This is a genomic window from Streptomyces sp. NPDC102441, assembly GCF_044765585.1.
Taxonomy (GTDB): Bacteria; Actinomycetota; Actinomycetes; order Streptomycetales; family Streptomycetaceae; genus Streptomyces.
Window position 1 is genome coordinate 258326 of the sequence record NZ_JBIWKH010000012.1, and the last position, 23290, is coordinate 281615.

The window sequence follows — 23290 nt, forward strand, 5'->3', positions numbered from 1 at the left end:
AGCGGGACACGTCCGGACGGGCGTGTCCCACCGGAGTGAACTCCCGGCCGTCCCACCTGTGTTCGACATTTCGGACCGCGTCCGATTTCTCGGCGAATCGGCCCGCGCGCGGCAACCCATGCGCTGCCGGCGGCAACTAGCGGGGTGCACTCCCCATCCCCGACCTTCAAGGAGGTCCCCTCATGAGCCGCACTCTGAGGCGAACCCTCGCCGTACTCCCCGCCGCGTTCCTGATCGCCCTCGTGCCGGGCAGCGCCAACGCGTATCCCAACCCGGGCGTCGTCAGCGGTGACGTCGTCGTCCACGACCCGAGCATGATCCGCAGCTCGTCCGGCCAGTACCTCCTCTACTCGACCGGCGAAGGCCTCCAGCTCCGCACCTCCAGCGACCGCACCGCCTTCGGCCGCTCAGGAAACGCCTTCACCACCAAGCCGGGCTGGTGGAAGGACTACTCCTCGGCGTCCGACCCCTGGGCCCCGGACATCTCCTACCAGGGCGGCAAGTACCTCATGTACTACGCCGTCTCGTCCTTCGGCTCCAACGCGTCGGCCATCGGCCTGGCGTCCTCCACCACTGGAGAGGCCGGCAGCTGGAGCGACCAGGGAATCGTCCACACCTCCGGCTCGTCGAGCGACTACAACGCCATCGACCCCAACCTGTTCGTCGACGACGACGGCAAGTGGTGGCTGTCCTTCGGCTCCTGGTGGACCGGGATCAAGATGATCCGGATCGACCCGTCGACGGGCAAGCAGTACGCCGGTGACACCGCCCGCCGCTCGCTCGCCTCCCGTCCCACCGGGACCAAGGCCATCGAGGCGCCGTCCGTCGTGAAGCGGGACGGCTACTACTACCTCTTCGCCTCGTACGACACCTGCTGCGCCGGCGCCAGTTCGACGTACAAGATCAGGGTGGGCAGGTCGACCAGCGTCACAGGGCCCTACACGGACCGGAACGGCGTCAGCATGCTCAACAACGGCGGCACGCCCGTCATGGAGTCGCACGGGCGCTACATCGGACCCGGCGGCCAGTCCATCCTGGCGGACTCCGACGGCGACCTCCTCGTCTACCACTACTACGACGGCCAGGACAACGGCGCCCCGAAGCTCGGCGTCAACCTTCTGAACTGGAGCAGCGGATGGCCCGTCGCCTACTGACCCTGCTGAGCGCCCTCCTGCTGGCGCTCGCCCTGGGGCAGCCGACGGCAACTACTACATGAGCGCGCTCCAGGCCGTGGCCCTGCGCACCGCCGCGGACAAGGTCTTCCTCGACTCCTGACCGTCACCGGAGACCAGGACACCCTGCTGCTCGACACCGCCTCCAAGGCGACGCTCGGACGCGTCTACATGAAGGACTCCACGGTCATCGGCAACGTCGACTTCATCTTCGGGCGGGCCACCGCCGTGATCGACACCTCCGTCATCACGCTGAAGAAGCGCTGGGACGGCAGCTCCGCAGGCTACGTCGCCGCGCCCAGCACGGCCGCCGACCGCAAGGGCTTCCTGATCACCGGATCCACCGTCAACGGCGACGTCTCGGCGTCGACCTTCCACCTCGGCCGGCCGTGGCACGCCGGCGGGGACGCCTCGCTCGACCCGATGGCCACCATCCGCGACACGGAACTCAGCTCGGCGGTCAGGTCCGCCCCGTGGACGGACATGAGCGGGTTCTCGTGGAAGGACGACCGTTTCGCCGAGTACGAGAACACCGGGCCCGGATCCGGCTCGGCGGGCAGCGACCGGTCCCAGCTCACCGACTCCCAGGCCACGGAGCAGGAGACCGCGGACTGGCTGGCAGGCTGGACACCCTCGGCGTCCTGAGCCACGGTGTGCGGTAGCGAACTCTGCCGACCCCTGCGGTCGAAGCGCTTCGACGCCCACTCTGGACAGTACCTGTGAGCGAGTCTAGGCTCCAGGGTGTCTGTGCATGTCAGAGTGCGAAGGGGAGCACAGTAAGGCGCCGTCGAAGCGCTTCACCCGCTCTCCCCTCCGGTCACCATCTGTAGGGGAGAAGAATGGTCACGCTTGCCGAGGTCGCCCAGCACGCCGGAGTCTCCGCGAGCACGGTGAGCTACGTCCTCAGCGGCAAGCGGTCGATCTCGGCCTCCACCCGGGAACGGGTGGAAGACAGTATCCGCCAGCTGGGGTACCACCCCAACGCCGGTGCGCGCGCGCTCGCCAGCAGCAGGTCGAACATCATCGCGCTGATGGTGCCCCTGCGTACGGACATGTACGTGCCGGTGATGATGGAGATCGCCATCGCCGTGGCCACGAGCGCCCGTACCCACGGCTACGACGTCCTGCTGCTCACCGGGGAGGAGGGACCGGCGGCCGTCCGGCGGATCGCGGGCAGTTCGCTGGCCGACGCGATGATCCTGATGGATGTCGAACTGCACGACGAACGGCTGCCGTTGCTCCGCGACTCGGGCCGGACCGCCGTCCTCATCGGCCTGCCCGCCGACACCTCCGGGCTTACCTGCGTGGATCTCGACTTCGAGGCCACCGGGGCGCTCTGTGTGGATCACCTCGCCGGCCTCGGCCACCGCGAGGTGGCGGTGATCGGCGAAGCGGCCGCCGTCTACGAGCGGCACACCGGCTTCGCCGAACGCACCGTGGACGGCGTACGGGCCAAGGCCCATGAGACCGGCATGCGGATCCTGCACCGCCCCTGCGAGGGCGGGTACGCCGCGATGGCCGGCACCCTGGGCCGGATCTTCGACGAACGGCCGGGGACGACCGGATTCATCGTCCAGAACGAGGCCGCGGTCGAGCCGCTGCTCAACCTGCTCCAGCAGCAGGGGCGTGCCGTGCCGGAGGACGTGTCGGTCGTGGCCATCTGCCCCGAACAGGTGGCCGCACAGGCCTCCGTGCGGCTCACGTCCGTCGCCATCCCGGCACAGGAGATGGGGCGCCGGTCGGTCGAACAGGTGGTCGCGAAGCTCACCGGCCGGGGTACGGACGAAGTGGAGTTGCTGGAGCCGGTCCTGACGGTGCGTGCGAGCACGGGGCCGGCTCCGGTGTGACCGGTGAGCGCGCGTTCACTCGTTCGGGTGGAGCGTCTTCCGGCGCCGTGCCGTGGGTCCGGCAGGGTTCCGGGACATGTGTGTCACAGGTGGTCAACAGGCCCTGTAGTGAACCTGGTTGCTGAAGATCCGACGTGATAACTTCACAGTCTGTCATGAAGGTGGTACCGGCTCGACGGGGGTGGTCGGTGGTGGGGAACGGGCTGTCCGGAGCGGATGAGCCTGGCGAGGCCAGGGCACAACTCATCGTCGCACTGGTCGACTTCCTGTGCGTACAGGACTTCGTGACCGACCGCGACCAGTGCGGCCAGTTCATAGAATTCGCCGCGGAGCAGGTCGATGCGGAGATCGTCTACCGGCGCCAGAACCCGCGGGCGGACATGCTGTCCTTCCTCCGGGAACTGCTGAAGTACGAGAAGGGCCTCGAAGCCCTGGTCTCCGCCGTGCGCGCCATGGGGGGACAGGAGTGCGCGACTCAGCTGATGCAGATCGTGGAGGCGGCCCGGTCGGATGAGGAGGAGTTCGGCCACAGGGCGGTGCGGGAGGCCCATCGGCTGCTCGGAGAGGTGTGGCGCGTCGACGAGGCCCGCCTGCACACGATTCTGAACCACGAGCTCGGCGCCGACGTGCCGTACGGCCGGACCCCCGTCGAGCTCTTCGACCACCTGTGCACGGTGAACACCCAGGCCGATGGTCTGCCCCCGGCGCTGGTGCTCGTCGAGGCCACGGCGTTCCTGGCGCAACCGGTGCTTCGCGAGGAGCTCAGGGACTGGTCGGACGCGTGGGCCCGCGAGGCCGGCCCGGACGTCGTGCGGGCACTGGGGGAGCGGAGGCGTGCGATCGCGGCCCGGCCGCCGGCCGACCCGTATGTGTCACGTTGTCTCGTCGTGATGGTGGAGCCCGCCGACGACAGTTCGGCTGATGTCTACGTACGTCATTGGGTCAATGCCGCGCCGGGTTACTGGGAGCCCGTGGCGGGTGACATCGAACGCACGAGCCTCGACGCTCTGGCCGGTGCGGTGGAACGGGCCATCAGCCAAGGGGCCTCACGCTGGGCGGATGTCTCGGACAGCGAGAGCGACCCCCCGGTGCAGATCGAGTTCGTCCTCCCTCTCGAATTCCTGAACCACGACATGGCGGGCATCAGACTGGGTACGCGGTCTCGTGTCCCGACACCGATCGCCCTTCACTACCATGTCCACCTGCGGAGCCTTGAGCGAATGAGGGCCCGTGACAAGCAGGAGCTCGGCCGGTGGCGGGCCCGATGGACGCAGCTGAAGAAGGCCGGCGTGGCGGAGGCCCACCGATGGCACGGACAACAAGGCGACCGTCTGGAACGCTGGCATGCCAGACTCGTGGGGGACCCGAACCTGACCGCCGTCATACTCGACGTTCCCGTCCTGCCCGGCCACGGCATGGACGCACTCAGCATCGCCATCGAGCAGGGGGTCGGCCTGGCAGCCTGGGACCGCCGCCCGGACAGCCCCGATCTGTCCGGCCAGGTGCTGACCCTGCTGCTCGCCCATCCGCCGGCGCAACTACCGTCGAAAGTCAGTCAGATCCGCCAGGAGGCCGAGGACTTGGGGCGTGACAGCCTTTCCGTGGGTAAGTACATGGCGTTCTTCTGGGACGACCCGCACCGCCTGGTCGACTGCGAGGAGTTGACAGCATGACCGAGCAGGCCTCGGCAGCGCAGTCCGTCACGCCGCCCTCCTGGAGGGTGTTCCACGCAACAGGGCAGCCCCCTGCCGGTGACCCGCCGGCTCTGCCGCCGCCGCCGCCCTGGCGGGTGTTCGCCGGGAGCCCGCTGCAGCAGGATCCCCCCGGGGACCCGCAGTCGGCGCTGCGCCGGCTCGGCACCGTGCAGGAGGGCCCGCAGTTACGCGAGGAGGAGATCAACGCGGTCAACGCCGCGCTCCTGCTGCGCCGCCCCCTGCTGATCACCGGACCGCCCGGGGTGGGCAAGTCCACCCTGGCCTATCTGATCGCCCAGGAACTGGGACTCGGCAGAGTGCTGCCCTGGAGCGTCGTCAGCCGCACCACCCTGCGCGGCGGGCTGTACGAGTACGACGCCATCGGGCGGGCGCAGGCCATCGCCGCCTGGCGTGCCGGGACCACCCCGGCGGCGGAGAACGGCACGGGAAGCGCCCCTGACCTGGGGGACTTCGTGACCCTCGGCCCGCTGGGCACGGCTCTGCTCGCCTACGGACGCCCCAGGGTGCTGCTCGTCGACGAGCTGGACAAGAGCGACATCGACCTGCCCAACGACCTGCTCCACGTCCTGGAGAACGGCAGCTACGAGATCCCGGAACTGGTGCGGGCCGGCATGGCCGAGGTGTCCGTCTTCACGGACGACCCCCAGGGCCGCGCCGTCATCGAGGCGGGCAGAGTCGAGTGCGCGGAGTTCCCCGTCGTCGTCATCACGAGCAACGGCGAACGCGAGTTCCCGGCCGCGTTCCGGCGCCGCTGCCTGCCGCTGGAGATGCGCCCGCCCAGCCGTGAACACCTCGTCTCCATCGTCGTCAGCCACCTGGGCCGGAGTCCCGAAGGCATCGAGGACCTGGTGGACGACTTCGTCAGGCGCCTGGACGGCGGAGGCACCCAGTCCGTCGACCAGCTGCTGAACGCCGTGCAGCTCACCACGGCGCACGGATTCCGGGACGACAGCGACGGGCGTAAGCTCATCGAGATGCTTCTCCGCGACCTCTCGAAAGGCCGCTGATGAACGGCTCGCCACGGGAACGCGCCCCGGACATGACGCCCGCGCCGAGCGGCGGCGCCCCCCATGAAACCGACGGCGAGGCGAGCTGGCAGGACCTCGCCGACGCCGTCTGGCTCGCGGCGGCCTGGCACCGGGCGGGCCGGGAGTCCGGCGGGGGGACCGACCTAACCCCCGCGCCCTTGCCGGACGACAGCGAAGAAGCCCTCCCCGAGGCCCCGGCTCCCTCGTTCGAGCAGGCCGCACAGGACACCGTGCCCGCCGCGAGCCACCCGGATGCCGATCCATGGGACGTGGGACTGCTCGACGCTCTCCCGGCACGCCATGGCCGGCCCGAAACCGTACTGCCCGACCAGGCGCGTCCTGTGCGGCGCGTGGTGCCGCTGCCTCTGGCCAAGGCGCTGCGCGGCCTGGGCCGGCGTGTGCCGTCGCGCCACGAAAGCCGGCTCGACGAGGCGCGCACCGCCGAGAACGGTGTGATCGACGGGCTGTGGATCCCTTACCTCGACCCGGTCCAGGAGCGCGCCTTCGACCTGATGCTGCTCGTGGACAGCGCGCCCACCATGCCCGTCTGGAACAGCTCCTTACGTCAGCTGACCGACGAGGCGGTGCGCAGCGGTGCCTTCCGGGACGTGCGTACGGTCGATGTCTCGCTGCCCGGTGCGGCACCGCCCGAGCTGCGGTGGCCCGGCAACCGGCGGGCCGACCCCGCCGAACTCCTGGACGGCAGGGGGACACGGCTGTTTCTCGTCGTGACCGACGGACTGGCACCCGGCTGGGCCGAGGGCGGCGCCGACGAACTGCTGGGACGGCTCTCCGCGTCCGGGCCGACGGCGCTCGTCCATCTGCTGCCGCCCTACCTGCGCCACCGCTCCTCGGTGTACCCCTTCCGGGCACGGCTCGACGCCGCCGGATTCGGGGCCCTCAACCGCCACTTCCTCTGCCACCCACCCCGCGGAGTACCCGAGCACGCGCACATCCTGCCCGACACAGGTGACGGATCCGTGGCCGTCCCGGTCCTCAGCCTGCGCCCCGGCTCCTTCCGCGCCTGGGCGGATCTGGTCACCGGCGAACGAGGCGTGCGACGGACGTTGCCCGTGATTCTGGCCGGGGCGATGGCCAAGGGGGTCTCCGCTCCCGGGCTGCGCGCACCCGGGCTCGACGGGCCCCGCGCGGCGGCGGAGGCCGTGCGCCGGTTCTTCTCGCTCGCCAGCCCGCTCGCCCGGCAGCTCGCTGTCCTGCTGGCTGTGGCGCCGATGCGTTTCGACGTCATCGAGGAGCTGCGCGACCGGGCCTTTCCCGAGTCGCGGCCCGAGCACCTGGCCGAGGTGATGATGGGCGGCCTCATCGACTGGGAGCGGGACGGCGAGGGCGGGCCCGACTTCGCCGACGGCATCCGCGAGGCGTTGCTGGCCACCGGCAACCGCACCCAACTCGCCCGTGCCGTAGGCCTGCTGGCCGAGGCGCGGGCCAGCAGGGCCCAGGGCATACGGCTGCGCGCCGCGCTGCGCGACCCGGCGCAGGCAGCACTTCCGGACGGCGGGGGCGGACCGGCCTGGCTGCGCATCGAACTGGCCGTACTCCGTGCACTGGGAGGCATGCCGTACCGGAGGCGCGTGGCGCGACTCAGCCGCGCGATGGAGGGCGGCGCGGGAGAGCAGGCAGGGGCGACAATAGATGATAAAGAGGCATCTGATGTGAACGAGATCGACCCCGCTTCCCCGTCGCATTCGACGGTTCCACCAGGAGGATCTGTGTCGCCGACGACACCACCCGTAGACACCGAGCAGGACCGGGTCGACGAGCGCACGCCCGCCCTAGCACCCGAGCTCCGGTTCGTCCGTACGGGCCAGCCGAAGATCATGGGCAACGTGCCACCGAAGAACCCGAACTTCACCGGGCGGGAGAGTCTTCTGGCGGCGGTGGACCGGCAGTTGCGGGAGGACGAGACCACCGCAGTCCTCCCGCACGCGCTGCACGGCATGGGCGGTGTCGGGAAGTCGCAGATCGCCGTGGAGTACGTGTACCGCCACAGCGGCGAGTTCAACGTCATCTGGTGGATCCCCTCGGAGCAGGAGAACCTGATCCTGGGTGCTCTCGCCGACCTGGCCCGCAGCCTCGGCCTGGAGGTGGGGCCGCAGGCCAACGCCGCGGTGCCCGCCGTGCGCGAGGCGCTCCGTACGGGCACGCCGTTCGACAACTGGCTGCTGGTCTTCGACAACGCCGAGGACATCGAGGCCGTACGTTCCTACTTCCCCAACGGCGGGCCGGGGAAGATCATCGTCACCTCGCGCAACCGTGAGTGGGAACGCGTCGCCACCCCCCTGAGCGTCGACGTCTTCGACCGGGACGAGAGCATCGCACTTCTGCAGCGCCGTGCCCGCGGCCTCGCCTCAGGCGACGCGGACCGGCTGGCCGCGGCCCTGGGCGATCTGCCCCTCGCGGTCGAGCAGGCGGGTGCCTGGCACGCCGCCACCGGGATGCCGGTGGACGAATACCTCACACTTCTGGACGAGCGCCGGCCCGAGATCCTCGAACTCGACCCTTCGCCCGACTATCCGCTGCCGGTCGCGGCGGTCTGGGACATCTCCCTCGGGCGCCTCTCGCAGGACAACCCGGCTGCGCGCCAACTCCTGGAGATCTGCGCCTGCATGGCGCCGGAACCCATTCCGCTCAACCTCTTCAGGGGCGGCCGCAACATCGAGGTCACACCCGAGCTCGACCCGGTCCTGCGCGACCCGCTGCTCCTCGCCCGTGCCACCCGGGACCTCAGCAAGCTGTCGCTGGTGAGGCTGGACCACAAGACCGCCACCCTGCAGATGCACCGGCTCATGCAGAACGTGATCGTGGCCAGGATGGATCCCGAGGAACGCGCCAGGATGACGCGAGCGGCCCACCTGCTGCTGACGACGGCGAAGCCGGGAGCGCCCGCCTCGCCGGACCAGTGGCCCGCCTACCAGGCCATCCTCCCGCATGTGATCGCGTCCGGTGCGGTGAAGAGCTCCGACGGATGGGTCCGCGACCTCGTCTACGACATCGTCTTCTTCCTCTACTACTGGGGCGCGCACGAATCGGGCGCCGCCCAGGCCCGGCTGGCCTGGACCGCATGGCGTGAGCAGTCCGGTGACGAGGACCTGCACGTCATCAGGATCACCAAGCTCCTCGGCTTCTACCTGCGGCTGCTCGGGCGCCCCGCCGAGGGCGTCGTGCACAACGAGCGGGCGCTGGCCATCTCGCGGGGCGCGGACATCCCGGACGAGGAACTCGTCGACTCCATGTGGCAGATGGCGGGAGCGCTGCGGCACCGGGGTGAGTTCGGGCAGGCGCGTGAACTGGCCGAGGAGGCGTTCACCCGTGCGAGCGATCTGTTCGGACCTGAGGACCCCACGACGCTGAGTGCCGCGCACGACTACGGTGTGACACTGCGGCTGAACGGCAACTTCGCCCTCGCGCGGGAGATCGACGAGGAGACCGCACGCCAGAGGGAACTGCTCTACGGGCCGGTGAACGGCCTCACTCTGAACACGTTGAACGGGCTGGCCATCGACCTGCGTGAGGCAGGCGACTACCTGGGTGCCCGCGCGCTCCAGGAGTCCAACTACCTGCCCTACGTGGCCCATTTCGGTGAGACGAACGCGGCGACCATTCGCGCGGCGCTGAATCTCGCGGTGTGCCGGCGCAGGGCGGGCGTGGTCGAGGGAGCGTCATTCCTCGCCGAGCAGACCCTGGAGCGCTTCACCAGCCGCTACGGGCTGAACAACGCCGACGCGCTCTGTGCGGCGAACCACGCCATGGTCGAACGCCGCCTCAGCAGCGACCTCGTGGGCTCTCGGGAACTGGGGGAGCAGACACTGTCCGCCTACCGCAAGGTGCTCGGCGAGCACCACCCCTTCACCCAGTTCGCCAAGGTCAACCTGGCCGCCACCCTGCGGGCCCAGGGCGACACGGACCGGGCGGAGGTGCTGGACACCCAGGCGCTCGAAGCCCTGGAGAACAGCCTCGGGACGAAGCACATCAGCACGCTGACCGCAGCGATGTGCCGGGCCAACGACCACTACGCGCGGCTGGACTTCGCGCAGGCCATGGCTGTCGACGCGGACCTGCTGCCCAAGCTCACCGCTGTCGCCGGGGCCGAGCACCCGCTGACACTCGCCTGCACGGCCAATCTGGCGCTGGACCGGCGCGGGCTCGGCGAGTCGGAGGAGGCCGACCGGCTCAACCGCGCGGCCGTAGAGGGGCTTTCGCGTCTGCTCGGGGCGAACCACCCCTGGCACACCTCGGCCCGGCTCCACCAGCGCATCGAATGCGACATCACGCCGCTGCCGATGTGACGCCGACGACGACCGGGTGGACCGCCGGCCTCGCCCGCCGCCCCGTGGCGGCGGGCGAGGCCGCAGCGAAGAGGCAACGGGGGACGGACACATGACCACGGTGGTCTTCACTCACGGCACAGGTGTGCGTGAACCACACCTCGGCGGGCTGCTCGCGCAGATCGCTTCCGGGCTGGCCGTGACGGCTCCGGGCGCCCGTCTCGTCGCGTACGACTGGGGCGGGCCGTACGGGGCGCGGCTCGCCGCGGACGGTGCCAGCATCCCGGCCGCACCTGGCGCAGGAACCGGCAGAAGTACCGGAGACCCGGGCGAGGGCGACGAGGTGGAGGGGTGGGCCCGGCTGTACGACGATCCCTCGGCCGAGCTGGCGACGGCGGCCGCCGGAGTGGCAGGACACGCCACCCCGCCCGGAGCCGCCTTCCCGGACGAACGCCCCAGAGGACTCCTCCTGGAGATCGCCGGCCGGGGCGAATCCGGGGCAGGCCCGCTCGCCCCGGGAATCCAGCAGGCGGCGGCCGAGCTCGCGCGCAACCCCCTCCTCGCGCCCGCCGCCGAAGCCCTGGACCCGGAAACCCTGGCATCGGTGCTGGCCAGGGCGCTGACCGCCATGGCTGTCGCCGAGGACATCGCGGCCGACAGCCCCGTGCAGACCGGAGGTGACGTCAGGGACGCGGCCGTCGCCGCGCTGGCCGAACGCCTGGGTGCCGCACCGGCGGGCACCGGCCGCGGACCGCTGCTCCGGATGGCGGGGAGGCCGCTCGTGCGTCTCGGCTCGCGCTATGCCGTACGGCGCCGCCGCGCGCTCACCGACGCCGCGCACCCGGCCGCCGGCGACATCCTCAAGTACCTCGCCAGGGGCGAGGACATGCGCCGAGGCCTCCGGGAGCTGGTGGCCACGCTGGAGCCGCCCGTCGTGCTGCTCGGACACAGTCTCGGCGGCATCATCTCGCTCGACACCCTCATATCCGGCCCGTTGCCGGGGGTCGAACTCCTGATAACCGTCGGCTCGCAGGGCCCCTTCCTGTACGAGACGGGCGCGCTGCCCTCGCTCGCCCACCCGGATCCACTGCCCGGTCATGTACCGCCGTGGCTGAATCTGTACGACCGTCGTGACCTGCTGGGATACGCCGCCGAACCGCTCTTCCCCGGCAGGGCCCACGACGTCGCCACCGACAGCCGGCAGCCCTTCCCCGTGGCGCACAGCGCCTACTGGACCGATCCGCCCGTCTACCGTGCGATCGGGGAGCGGCTGCCATGACCCGGCGAACCGTCCCACCGGACCGCGTCTTCGCCCTCGTCGTCGGCATCGAGCAGTACGCGGCCGGACCGGGCTGGGACCTGCCAGGCCCCGCCCAGGACGCCCTGCGCTTCCGCGACTGGCTGCTTGCCAGGGGAGTACCCGACACCCACGTGCAGCTCCATCTCGCACCGCTGCCCGGGAACGCCCCAGGTGTCCCTTTCCGCCCGGCCGACCACGAATCACTCAGGCGCGCCTTCATCACGGACATCCCCGACCGCAGGGACGAAGCGCTGTGGGTGTGGTGGGGCGGCCACGGAGTGCTCGACACGGATGACAGCACCCGCCTCTACACCGCGGACGCCACCCTGACGGACCGGCGCAACATCCATGCCGAGTCAGCCCTCGCCCGCCTCAGAAGCGACGTGACCCCCGGCCTCGGCGTCCAGATGTGGATGATCGACGCGTGCCGCACCTTCGACGAGATGCACCGCTTCCCGCAGCCACCGCCCACCGAGCGTCTTCCCGCCGGGGGGAGGATCGCCGCGCACGAGCAGATCCTCATGTTCGCCGCAGGCCGTGGGCAGCGGGCGGGCAACGATCCGGACCGACGGCTCGGCGTGTTCTCGGACATCGTTCTGAGCGCCCTTCCCGACGAACCGCTGCCGGATCCCCCGTCCCTGTTCGAGGCGGTGACGGCCAGGATGGACGCCCTCCGGGCGGCCGGCCATGTCCATCAGACGTTCGACTTCCGTCTGGAGCGACCAGGACACGCTGCCGTCGTACGGTCGGATCCACCGCCTCCGGCCGCACCGCCGCTGGGCAGACTCATCGACGCCCTGATGGCGTATCCGCTGATGAAGGACCGTGACCAACGGCAGACCCTGGTCAACGAACTGCCCTCCGCCGTCGTCGCCACGATGCCGAGGAACCTGGTGCCGCGCACGGATGTGATCGGGATCGTACGCACTCTCGGAGCGCGGCCGGACGGACTCCGGAGGCTGTGCGCCGCGGTGAGACTGCTCGACGAGGACGCCGGCCGGGCGGCCGAACTCGAGGCGTCGGTACGGGGCTTCGTGGCGGAGTCCGCGCCAGGAATGTGACCCGCTGGCGTGATCACACGGGTTTCGGGAAGGGGTCTCAGTCGTCATGATGGAGTAAACGGTGGCATCCTGTGCCACCGCTCGCGAAGGGGGAGCGCGCCTTGTACCAGCCGGTGCCCGCCGACAACACACCCGATCACATCGAGTCCGACCTGATGGACCTGACCTCCGTAAGCGTTGCCGACCTGAGGCGTCTGCCCGCCCCGAGTGGCGCCGCACGGCTGCACGCCGAGATCCGGCGCGCGCGCACCAACGCGATGGGAAACGGTGAACCAGGGCGGGCCGAGTAGTGAGGCCCGACAGATCACCGCGATGAGCCCGCCCACGACAGGGAGCGATGTGTTCGCGCCGATCCGCATGCCAGGACCGCTGTTCGACGAGATCGCCAAGGGCGGCGGCTCGCCCGAGGCCGTCGCGTTCCTGGTCCGGGGCGAGCGTACGCGCCGACTCCTGCTGCTGCGCGAGCTCTTCGACCTGTTCGACGCGGACCCCGGCATCCTCGGTCCCCTGGACGCACGGACGGTCTGGCCCACGCTGGAGGCCGCCGCCGACCGCTCCCCGGAGCCGGTCGACGCGCTCCTGCTGACGCCCCAGGTCGGCAGCTGGCTCGCCCACGCGCTCCGTCGGCTGCACGGAACGGCCTCCGGGCCGCCTCTGTGGGCCGACGCCGGGCAGATCGCCGCGGTGGCCGCCGCTGCGGCCGTCCACGCGGGCACGGACGCCGAACTCCTGCTGCCCGCCCGGGGCAGGAGCGTCAGCCTGCCCGCACTGGGGATGGTCCGGCTGCCCGGCCCCGACGAGGACGGCTTCCACGCGGTCCGGGCAGTCGTCTCAGGCAGAACCCTCACCGTCCGGACCACGTGCGGGCCGGATGTCGTCATACGCCCGCTCACCGAGCCGGAATCGGCGCACTGGCTTCCGGTGCACCGGCTGGACACCGGCCCGGGGACGCCCACCGTCCAGCTCGACGATCTCGATCCCTATCGAGACCTGGACGAGCCGATAGCCCCCGGCCGCCTCGACCCCGGCGAACTCCGTTTCTGGCAGGAGCTGTTCCAGGAAGCCCTGGCCATCCTGCGCCGGAGCGGTGACGCGCACCCAGGTGGTCTGCGGCCCGAGGAGATCAGCCGCATCGTGCCCTGGCAGGCCAAGGAAGGCGGCTCGGCGCTCCCCGTGCCGGCCGAGGGACTCAGCGCCTCCACCGGCGACGCCTTCGCCTCCATGGTGATCGCCCGGCCGCAGAACGGCCTCGCCCTCGCGGAGACCCTGGTCCATGAATTCCAGCACAGCAAACTCGGCGCTCTGCTCCACCTGTTCCCGCTCGTCGAGGACGACCGGGAAGAGCGGCACTACGCACCGTGGCGCGCCGACCCCCGGCATCTCCCCGGTCTCCTCCACGGCGCGTACGCCTTCGTCGGCGTCACCGGATTCTGGCGTGAGCGGATGCGGGACACGGACGCGGACCTGGACGGACGCCCGTCGTTCCTCTTCGCGCTGCGCAGGCTCCAGACCCGCATGGTCCTGCGCACCCTGGGGACGCACGCCCGGCTCACCGAGCCCGGTCTGAGGCTCGTCACCCGGCTGTCCGAGACCGTCGACGGCTGGCTGAGGGAACCGCTGGAGCCCGCGACCGTGGCCAGGGCGCGGGCGTCGGCGGTCAGCCACCGGGTGGAGTGGCGGCTGCGCAACCTGCGGTGCGGTGAGGACGACCGGGACACACTCCTCAAGGCCCTGCGTGCGGGCACCGCCCCCACGCCGGGCGGTGAGCCGCTGGTCGTGCCCGACCCGGGCCGTGGGTACTGGCACGACGACCGTGCCCGCCTCTACCAGGTCCGGGAGTTCGAGGCCGGCCGGTCACCGTCGGCCGACGCGCTGCTGGTCGCGGGGGACGCGGAAGCGGCACAGGCGGCGTACACGGCTCAGCTGCGCGGCCCCGGCCCTCTCGACCCGCACGCGCTGTCCGGCTGGCTGCTGGCGCACACGGCGCTGTATCCGCGTGACCGGCGGCTGCTCGGCCGACCCGAGCGGTTCGCGGCGCTGCTGGAGGCGTCCTCGCCCGAGCGCTGGACGCGGGCAGCCCGCTGGCTGGCCGGCGGCCCCGACGCGCGCTGACGCCGAATACGGAACGCCGAACGCCGAAAGCGGGCCGGGGGCGTCCCCCCGGCCCGTCCGGATCAGCTCGACGAGACGTCGAACCCGTTGGTCACGAAGTCCAGCCCGCCCGACGACGACGTGATCTCGTAGCCGAACTGGACGTCACCGATGGTCTCGTCGCTCCACCAGCCCTTCGTGTCGATCCACTTCAGGATCGGCAGGATGTCCACGGTGCCGGCGGTCGAGTCGGAGGTCCGCAGGAACGAGAAGACCTCGTTGGCGCCGTTGTCACCCTTGTAGACGGTCCAGGTGTGGCCGCCGAGGGTGACGTTCCCCTGGGACGTGCCGAGCGGGCCGACGGCGCCGTTGTAGTTGACCCAGAGCATGACCTCGTAGTCGTAGTCCGTGTCCCAGATGTCGTACGACGTGTTGTACGCGCCGGACGACGGGACGGTCACGTCGTATCCACTGGTCAGCGACGACAGGGACGCGAGCGGCTTGTCGATGACCTTCTTGGCGTTCGGATACGACTTGATGCCACCGGTGTCCGGGTGGTTCGCCGTCACGCCCCAGTTGCTCGACGAATCGGCCCAGATGGTCTGGGTGCCCGCTCCGGAGCCCCAGATGTTGTTGTAGAGGATGTAGTTGTCGGACGTGGTGTAGTTGCCCCACTGCTCGGACGAGGTCCAGATCGCGGCGTGGGCGGGAGCCGCCGCGAAGCCGATCAGCGCGGCCACTGCCGCCGTCGGTGCCAGGACCAGCCTGGTCAGGGTGGATCGTGCCATGGAGTGTTCCTTCCATGTGGGGATGGAGGGCTGCTACCGCGCCCCCAGGGTGAGGACGCGGTCCACGCCGGCCGTCAGCTCCAGCGGAGCCGGCGGGTTTCCGGCGGAGGTCTCGGTGAGGGCGAGCCCGTCGCCCGTACGCAGGTCGACGCGGGCGTCGCGGGTGGGACGCAGGACGGCGGTGGCGCCGTCCTCCGACCACCGCAGGTCCAGATGTGCGCCGAACCGTGTGCGCAGGCCCCGGAGTTCACCCGCCGGATACGCCGCCGGCACGGCGGGCAGCAGGACCAGGCGGCCGGGCGTCGACTGGACGAGCGACTCGATCACGGCCGCGGGCAGGGTGTGGGCCGCGTCCGCGTTGTAGACGTTCCGGGACGGGTAGTGAGCGCTCATCAGGGAGTCGTGGAAGAAGTCGCCGCCCAGCACCGCGTCCAGGGCCGCCGACACCCGGGACGGGTCCCGCAGCCGGGCGGCGATCAACGCGTGGTGCAGATGGCCGTGGGCGGAGTCGTTCTCCGAACCACGCAGCTCCAGCGCGCGGTGCGCGGCCGCGGCGAGCTCCGGGGTGTCGTACGGATTGATCCCGTCCAGCGGCCACACCGGGTAGAGGTGGCTCAGATGGCGGTGGTCGTACGTCTCGCGCAGACCCGGCCACGCCCACTCGGCGAGCGCTCCGTCCTCGTTCACGGAGTACTCGGGGAGCCGGTCCGCGAGCGACCGCCAGATGCCGGCCGACGGGTGCCCGGGGGCGTGCTCGGCGGCCGTCGTCAGGGCGTGGCGGGCCGCGGCGATGTCCATCGTGGCGTTCACCGTGCCCCAGCTCGCGTTGGCCGGCCGGTTCTCCGGGGAGTACGAGGGCACGACGGCAACGTTCCCGTCCGGGTCCTCGCGGCTGAGGAAGTCCTCGTAGAACAGCGCAGCTTCGACGAGAGCGCCGGTCAGAGCCGCGTCCGGGCGGCCTGTCGTCACCTCGGCGTGCTCCAGCAGCGGCTGCAGCAGCCAGTCGGCACCGGCCGTCCACAGATGCAGCGGATAGGCGCGCTGGAAGTGCCGGGTGTGGCCCGACGCACCGTCCGTGTGGGACGGCGCGACGATGCCGCGGGCCCCGAAGAGCGCCCGCGCGTTGTCCTGCCAGTCGGCCAACTGCCCGTGGACCAGCGCTGCGTGGGCCTCGGTGACTTCCGGGAGGGCCGCTGTCGCGGCAGAGGCGATCTGCAGGTTGAGGTTGGCGTTCGTGGTGAACGCTCCGGACCAGGCGGTGTCCCAGTCGCCGGTCCACAGGCCGGTCAGCCGGGGCGGCAGCAGCCCCGAGGAGGAGAGCAGATGGTAGCGGCCCGCCGCGAAGAGCCGCTCGAGCAGCGCGGGCGACTTCGGGGCACGCAGCAGCTCGCTGCCGGCCAGCTCCCGCTCAGGGGCGGCGTCCCGCAGCACGAGGGAGGCCCGCCCGTACGCGGTCCGGTGCAGCGGCCGGTGACGGGCCAGCAGGCCGGCGTAGTCCTCGCACGGCAGAGCCGCCCACAGCTCCCCGAGATCCGGCGGGCCGGCGCCCCGGACGACCCTGGTCGTCAGCGTGAGGCTCTGCGCCCCCTCGATCCTGATGCCCTCACCGGCCACCGACACCCGGCCGCCGTCCACCCGCGCCACCGTGACCCCCGTGTACCCGAGTCCGCTGCCCGGGTAGCCCACCCGCAGCGCCAGGCGCGCGCCGTCCGGGGTCAGCACGGTGGAGCGGCCGACCGCCAGATGTGCGGGGGCGCCGGGCAGGGAGTGGTCGAGGACGAGGTCGGCGGTCAGCCCGAGGTCGGTGACCTGCTGCACGACCACGTCGTCGGCCCGCGACACGAAGACGCCGCTGCGCCAGGCCTCGTACGACGCGGTCACCTCGCCCGTGGTGAAGTCGACCTCGCGTCTGTATCCGGCGACCGCCTCGTGCAGCCCCCGGGTGCGGCGCACGCGCGTCCGGAACGCCGGGTGGAAGGGCTGCACCCACACCAGCGGGCACCCCGCGCCGAAGTCCTCGGCCGCCGTCCTGTCGCCGGCCAGGAGCGCGTCCTGGAGACGGCCGAGCCCGTCGGCGAGCTCCGGCGGCAGCAGGTCCTCGCTGCCGTTGGGCCGCACCAGGGTGTGGTGGTTGACGATCACCTGGTCGTCCGCCGGATCGCCGTACACCATCGCCCCGTGGCGGCCGTTGCCGCTGAGGAACGCGTCCTCCCAGCGGGCGGCGGGGCAGGGCTCCCACGTACCGTCGATCATGCGGAGGCGTCTCTGAGGACGGCCACGCCGTAGCGGTCCAGTTCCACACAGCCGTCGGACTCGGCGCCCGTGAGCAGATCGAGGTGGAGGCCCGGCAGCTTCACCGCTGCGGGGGACCGGCCGTGGTTCAGCAGGAAGAGCAGCTCGCCGCGGCGCACCGCCTCCACCCCGGCGGGCAGCCCTTCCAGCACCGGGCGCACGCCGGCCTCGGCCGCCGCCCGGACGAGCAGGCCGCGCAGCGCCTCGGGCTCCGGCAGCGTCGAGACGTACCACGCCGTGCCCTTGCGGAGGACGGCCGGAAGCCCGTCCAGCTCCCCGCCGCGATACGCGGCCACCGTCTCCGCGCTGCCGTCGGGTTCCAGCTCCTCCGACCACAGGGTGGAGCGGAAGCCGTCGCACTCCACCGCGGAGCCCGCGTCCAGGGGCCACCACTCGTGCACCGTGCGGATGCCGAACAGCTCACGCAGCCGGCTGTCCATGCCGCCCGGCCTGATCCGGTCGTCCACGTCCGCGACGCCGGTGAAGAAACCGCACACGAGGGTGCCACCGCCCCGCACATACGCGACGAGGTTGTCGGTCGCCGCGTCCGAGAGGAGCTGGAGCTGGGGCACGAGCACCATGCGGTATGCGCTCAGGTCGGCGTCGGGACGGGCGAACTCCGTCGTGATCCCGCCCTCCCACAGGCCCCGGTGCCACGCCTGGACCAGCTCCGGGTACGAGACGAGGGAGGACGGCCGGCCCTCCTGGGTACTCGACCACCAGGCATCCCAGTCGTGCAGCACGGCGACCTCGGCGGTCACCCCGGAGCCGCTCACCTCGCCCCCGATCAGGGCGAGTTCGGCGCCGATGCGCTTGATCTCCTGGAAGGTGCGGCCGTGCTCACCGGCATGGCTCAGCATCCCGGAGTGGAACTTCTCCGCGCCCTGCCGGGACTGCCGCCACTGGAAGTAGCAGAGAGCGTCCGCGCCCCTGGCCACCGACTGCAGCGACCGGAGCCGGTTGAGTCCGGGCGGCTTCGGGTGGTTGACGGGCCGCCAGTTGACCGGCCCGGCCGCCTGCTCCATCACCATCCACGGCCCACGGGCCTGCGAGCGGGTCATGTCGGCGAGCATCGCGTTGTACTGGCCGCCCAGCGGGTCCACCGGGTCCGGATAGACGTCGACGGAGACGATGTCCTCCTGCTCCGCCCAGGCCCAGGCGTCCTGGCCCGACCACAGCGGCATGAAGTTGGTCGTCACCGGGATGTGCGGGGTGTGCCGGGCGACGATGTCACGCTCCGCGACGTAACACTCCATCAGGGCGTCGGAGGTGAACCGCTTGAAGTCCAGTTCCTGAGCCGGATTCCGCATGTACTGCGCCCGGCGCGGCGGCAGGATCTCCGCCCAGGTGTCATAGCGCTGGCTCCAGAACGCCGTGCCCCAGGCGTCGTTGAGCGCGCCCAGGGTGGCGTACCGGGCGGCCAGCCACCGCCGGAAGTGGGCGGCGGTCTCGTCGCACCAGCAGTGCGTGCAGTACTCGTTGTTGATGTGCCAGACAGTGAGCGCCGGATGGTCCGCGTACCGTGCCGCGAGATCCTCGGTGAGGGCCGCGGCGTAGCGCCGGTACACCGGTGAGCTCGGGCAGAAGTGCTGCCGCGACCCGTAGCTGACGAGCGAGCCGTCCTCCGCCCGCGGCAGCGTCTCCGGGTGGAGCGCTCCCATCCACGGTGGCGGCGAGGACGTCGGGGTGGCGAGCACGACGCCGACGCCGTTGGTGTGCAGGAGATCCAGCAGCCGGTCCAGCCAGCCGAACTCACGGGCACCCGGGCGTGGTTCGATCATCGCCCAGGAGAAGACGCCGACGGTGACGGAGTTGACCCCGGCCTCCTTCATCAGCCGTACGTCATCGGCCCACACCTCCTCGGGCCACTGCTCGGGGTTGTAGTCGCCTCCGAAGAGGATGCGGCCACGGGTGGCGTCGTGCAGGGACGGCATGGATCTCGTTCCTCTACTGGGGTTGTGAACTGCCGGCAGGGCTCACCCCTTGACGGCGCCGGTGAGCATGCCTTCCTTGAAGTGCTTCTGGACGAACGGTGAGAGGAAGGCGACCGGGATCAGCGCCAGCACCATGACCGCCATCTGGATGGCGAGCGGTGACAGATGGCCGGTGTTGATGACCTGGGCGAGGCCGGTGGGACGCTCCTGCTTGAGTACCAGCTGGTTCATCACGTTCTGGAGCGGCAGCATCTGCGGGTCGCTGATGTAGATGGACGCGTTGAACCAGGCGCTCCAGTAGCCGACGGCGTAGAACAGGGTGATCACGGCGATGACCGCACGGGAGAGCGGCATGACGATCTGCCACAGGATGCGGAAGTCGCCGGCCCCGTCGATCCGGGCGCTCTCGATGAGCTCCTGGGCCGTACTCATGAAGAAGGCGCGCAGGACCAGGATGTTGAAGACGTTGAGCGCGCTCGGCAGGATCAGCGCCAGATAGGAGTCGGTGAGACCGAGCCCCTGGACCACCAGGTAGGTGGGGATGAGGCCCGCGCCGAAGAACATCGTGGCGAGCATGAACACCAGCAGCGGCCGGTGCAGCACCGACCCGCTGCGCGAGAGGCCGTAGGCGCACAGGACGGACACGGTCATGCTGAAGAGCGTCCCGACCAGGGTCACACAGAGGCTGATCACGGTCGCCCGGGTGACCTGGCCGCCGCCGAGGAGCTCCTGGTACGCGACGAACGTGACGCCGCGCGGGATCACGACCAGCCCGCCGGCCTCGGTGATGGTCTTCACCGAGGACAGACTGGTGACGATCACGACCCAGAGCGGGAAGAGGACGGCCAGGCAGATCAGGACCAGGACCACACCCTTGGAGGCGAGTCCCGTCCTCGACGGCTCCTCCTCCCACGCCGGACGCAGACGGCCTCGGGTTCCCGGCTTCACACCGGCCAAGCCGGTCAGGCCGGAGAGCAGGCTGCTCACTTCTTGTACACCCCCTGCTCACCCATGAGATGGGCGACCTTGTTGGCCCCGAGGACCAGCAGCAGACCGAAGATTCCCTTGACGATCCCGACGGCCGCCGCGTAACTGAATCCGCCGTTGGTGATACCGACGTTCCAGACGTAGGTGTCGAGCACCTCGGAGGCGCCCGGCCCGACCGCGGTGCGCTGGAGCAGGATCTGCTCGAAGCCGACGGTCAGCGCGTTGCCCACCTGGAGCACCAGCAGCAGGGCCACGACGGGGCGCAGGGCGGGCAGGGTGATGTGCCATATCCGGCGCCAGCGGTTCGCGCCGTCCATCGCGCTCGCCTCGTAGAGGTCCGGGCTGACCGCGGCCAGGGCGGCGAGGAAGACGATGACGCCCCAGCCGGCGTCCTTCCAGATCATCTCGAAGGTGATCAGGAACTTGAACAGACCGGGGTCGGTCATCAGGTCGAAGCCCTCGTGGCCGTGCTCCCGCAGCGTCTGCGCGATGAGACCCGCGCCGCCGAACATCTGCTGGAACACGGTGACGACCAGGACCCAGGAGAAGAAGTGCGGCAGGTAGAGGATCGCCTGCGCCACCGCCCGGACCCGGGGCCGCACGAAGCTGTTGATGAACAGCGCGAGCAGGATCGGCACCGGGAAGAACAGTGTCAGCTGCAGGAGGAAGATCGCCAGGGTGTTGCGCAGCGCCGACCAGAACAGCCGGTCGTCCACCATCTGCTGGAACCACTCGAACCCGACCCAGGGGCTCTGGGTGATCGCCTGGAACGCGTTGTCCGCGATGTACGGGTCGTAGTCCTGGAAGGCGACGACGTTGCCGGCGAGCGGGACGTAGGCGAAGACCAGCAGCAGCAGCATCGCCGGCAGGGTCATCAGCAGCAGCGTGCGGTCCCGGCGCAGCCGGTGCCGCAGCGGCATGGCCTTGGTGACCGGCCGGTCACCGTCCGCCTGTGTCTTGACCGGCGGCGTGCGTGACTCCTGCGCGCGCCGGTCGTCTGTGCTCAGTGACATGTCAGGAGGCCGACTCACCGGTCTCGTCGAGCAGCTTCTTGTACCAGTCGCGGAGCTTGTCGCCGCCCTTGGTCTTCCAGTCCGAGACCTGCTGCTGCATGTCACCGACCTTCTTGCGGCCGCGCACGATGTCCTTCTCGAGGTCCTCGAACTGCGCGTTGAGCTCGGTGTAGCGGGTCGGCTCCTGGATCTGCATCCCATGGAAGAGCGGCTTCTTCAGGTGCGCGCCCTGGCGTTGCTGCCACTCGATGACACCCTTCACCACGTCCGGGTGGTCGGGGTAGGCGCGGAACGGGGCCGAGGTGGCGATGTACTCGTAGGTGGCGAAGACCTGGTTGTTGCCCTTCTCCGTCTTGACGAGGACGCCGTCCTTGAGGGTGTGGTGGGTGCCCTCCAGGCCGTAGGCCTTCAGACGCTGCTCCTTGGTGCCGTAGGGGGCCGAGGTGAAGTTGGCGAGGGCGAGGATGTCCTCGATCGTCTTCTTGTCCGCGTCCTTGTTGACGAAGCACCAGATGTTGGAGGGGGCGGCCTCGTAGATGACCGGGGCGCCGCCGTCGTGGGCGAAGAAGTCCATCGCCCCCATCCGGAACCCCGGCTTGTCCAGCCGCTGGATCGCGGTGGCGGCGTACCAGTCGGAGATGTCCGCGTTGTACATGAGGGCGTTGCCGGACGAGAAGGTGGTCCGCATGTCACCCGTCTCGGCCTTGGCGTCCGGGTGCACGAAGCCGGCCGAGTGCAGCGAGCGCGACCACTCCAGCGCCTCGAGGTACTCGTCGGTCTCGTAGCGGTTGACCAGCTTGTCGTCGACGAGCTTCCAGTAGTACGGCTTCTCCGGCAGCACCCCGAAGAAGACGAACGCCGACCACGTCATGTCGCTGCACGCCCACACCTTGCTCTTCGGGGCGTTGATCTCCTTGCAGAGGTCGTAGAACTCTCGGGTGGTGGTCGGGACCTCCCACCCCTTCTCCTCGAAGATGTCCGCGCGGTAGAAGGGGGTGATGTTGGGAGTCGCCTCGGCCGGCATGGGCAGGCCGCGGAGCTTCTCGGCGAAGACCCCGCGCTGCCAGGCGCCGGTGGGGATGGCCGCCAGGTTCGGGTAGGCCTTGACCTTGTCGCCCGAGAGATACGGGCCGAGGTCGGCGAACTTGTTGGCGATGGCGCTCGGTATCTTGCCGCCCAGCTCCCAGCCGGGGACGACGACGGCGTCCGGGATGCTGCTGGAGGCGAGCACCGCGCCGAGCTTCTGGCCGTAGACGTTGCCGTCCTGGTTCTGCCACTTGACCTTGACGCCGACGGCCTCGTCCATGGCCGTCCAGTACGGATTGCCCTCACCCGGCGAGGTGCCCCACAGCGGAGCCATGATCGTCAGCTCGCTGCCCTTGCCGAGCTTCTTCGGCACCGAGACCGCCAGCTCGGCGGCCGGGAGCGCGGTGGTGAAACCGACCGCGGAGCCGTTCTTGCTGGGGATGTCCGGGGTGACCGCCTTCGACGGCACGTAGGCGGGAAGGAGGTCCTTCAGCTTCTTGCCCGTGGTCGTGCCCTCGTTCTTCGCACCGCCGGAACCGCCGCCGCAGGCGGCGAGGAGCGGCAACCCGCCGCCCACGGCTGCCGCGACAGCCACGGAGGAGGCGAGGAATCGTCTCCGGCTGGGAGCGGAGGAGGAATTCGGCGTCATGGGGTCAACCCTTCGTGGTGCAACAGGACGGCCCGCGGCGGCGGTTGCCGCTCGGCCCTGTGTCTGAGGTAGGGGGCGTTACCGGCCGAGCCGGCGCTGCT

16 protein-coding genes are annotated in these 23290 nt (G+C 70.5%); 10 read left to right on the forward strand and 6 right to left on the reverse strand.

What is annotated here, in order from left to right; translation table 11 throughout:
* Window positions 1–182 precede the first annotated feature (182 nt).
* The 10 genes from ACIREO_RS26445 to ACIREO_RS26490 all read left to right on the forward strand — a co-directional run bounded on the left by ACIREO_RS26445 (window position 183) and on the right by ACIREO_RS26490 (window position 14521).
* A complete protein-coding gene (locus ACIREO_RS26445) occupies window positions 183–1154 on the forward strand; it encodes an arabinan endo-1,5-alpha-L-arabinosidase (RefSeq protein ID WP_404114488.1) in 972 nt (323 codons plus the stop codon).
* A 147-nt stretch (window positions 1155–1301) separates the two neighbouring features.
* Window positions 1302–1817 carry a pectinesterase family protein gene (locus tag ACIREO_RS26450; protein ID WP_404114569.1) on the forward strand — a complete coding sequence of 172 codons (516 nt, stop codon included), beginning with the start codon at window positions 1302–1304 and terminating at the stop codon, window positions 1815–1817.
* Window positions 1818–2011: 194 nt separating this feature from the next.
* Complete coding sequence (locus tag ACIREO_RS26455) at window positions 2012–3019, forward strand: LacI family DNA-binding transcriptional regulator (protein WP_404114490.1); 1008 nt, start codon at window positions 2012–2014, stop codon at window positions 3017–3019.
* A gap of 155 nt (window positions 3020–3174) precedes the next feature.
* A complete protein-coding gene (locus ACIREO_RS26460; protein WP_404114492.1) occupies window positions 3175–4692 on the forward strand; it encodes a hypothetical protein in 1518 nt (505 codons plus the stop codon).
* Window positions 4689–5741, forward strand: a complete 1053-nt coding sequence (locus ACIREO_RS26465) for an AAA family ATPase (protein WP_404114494.1) — start codon at window positions 4689–4691, stop codon at window positions 5739–5741. Before ACIREO_RS26460 ends, ACIREO_RS26465 begins: the two co-directional genes overlap by 4 nt.
* The gene (gene fxsT / locus ACIREO_RS26470) at window positions 5741–10069 is read left to right on the forward strand and encodes an FxSxx-COOH system tetratricopeptide repeat protein (RefSeq protein WP_404114496.1); all 4329 of its coding nucleotides are present in this window, start codon (window positions 5741–5743) and stop codon (window positions 10067–10069) included. Before ACIREO_RS26465 ends, fxsT begins: the two co-directional genes overlap by 1 nt.
* A 91-nt stretch (window positions 10070–10160) precedes the next feature.
* Entirely contained in the window at window positions 10161–11327 is a 1167-nt protein-coding gene (locus ACIREO_RS26475) for a hypothetical protein (protein ID WP_404114498.1), read from the forward strand.
* Window positions 11324–12409, forward strand: coding sequence for a caspase family protein (locus ACIREO_RS26480; RefSeq protein ID WP_404114500.1), 1086 nt, complete (start codon window positions 11324–11326; stop codon window positions 12407–12409). The genes ACIREO_RS26475 and ACIREO_RS26480 overlap by 4 nt, the downstream gene beginning before the upstream one ends.
* A gap of 101 nt (window positions 12410–12510) precedes the next feature.
* A complete protein-coding gene (locus tag ACIREO_RS26485) occupies window positions 12511–12699 on the forward strand; it encodes an aldo/keto reductase (protein WP_404114502.1) in 189 nt (62 codons plus the stop codon).
* A gap of 22 nt (window positions 12700–12721) precedes the next feature.
* Window positions 12722–14521 (forward strand): HEXXH motif domain-containing protein, encoded by a 1800-nt coding sequence (locus ACIREO_RS26490; RefSeq protein WP_404114504.1) that lies wholly within the window; start codon window positions 12722–12724, stop codon window positions 14519–14521.
* Between the two features lie 62 nt (window positions 14522–14583).
* Here ACIREO_RS26490 and ACIREO_RS26495 read toward each other — a convergent pair whose 3' ends face one another.
* Genes ACIREO_RS26495 through ACIREO_RS26520 form a run of 6 tightly spaced genes read right to left on the reverse strand, consistent with a single transcriptional unit; the run spans window position 14584 to window position 23189 of the window.
* Window positions 14584–15288, reverse strand: coding sequence for a hypothetical protein (locus tag ACIREO_RS26495; protein ID WP_404114505.1), 705 nt, complete (start codon window positions 15286–15288; stop codon window positions 14584–14586).
* Window positions 15289–15321: 33 nt separating this feature from the next.
* Window positions 15322–17541 (reverse strand): glycosyl hydrolase family 95 catalytic domain-containing protein, encoded by a 2220-nt coding sequence (locus ACIREO_RS26500; RefSeq protein WP_404114507.1) that lies wholly within the window; start codon window positions 17539–17541, stop codon window positions 15322–15324.
* A complete protein-coding gene (locus ACIREO_RS26505) occupies window positions 17538–19514 on the reverse strand; it encodes a beta-galactosidase (RefSeq protein WP_404114509.1) in 1977 nt (658 codons plus the stop codon). Before ACIREO_RS26505 ends, ACIREO_RS26500 begins: the two co-directional genes overlap by 4 nt.
* Window positions 19515–19556: 42 nt before the next feature.
* Window positions 19557–20492 carry a carbohydrate ABC transporter permease gene (locus ACIREO_RS26510; protein ID WP_404114570.1) on the reverse strand — a complete coding sequence of 312 codons (936 nt, stop codon included), beginning with the start codon at window positions 20490–20492 and terminating at the stop codon, window positions 19557–19559.
* 5 nt (window positions 20493–20497) lie between these two features.
* A complete protein-coding gene (locus ACIREO_RS26515) occupies window positions 20498–21514 on the reverse strand; it encodes an ABC transporter permease (RefSeq protein ID WP_404114511.1) in 1017 nt (338 codons plus the stop codon).
* Window position 21515: 1 nt separating this feature from the next.
* Window positions 21516–23189: an extracellular solute-binding protein gene (locus tag ACIREO_RS26520; protein WP_404114513.1), complete on the reverse strand. Its 1674-nt coding sequence runs from the start codon at window positions 23187–23189 to the stop codon at window positions 21516–21518.
* Window positions 23190–23290 lie beyond the last annotated feature (101 nt).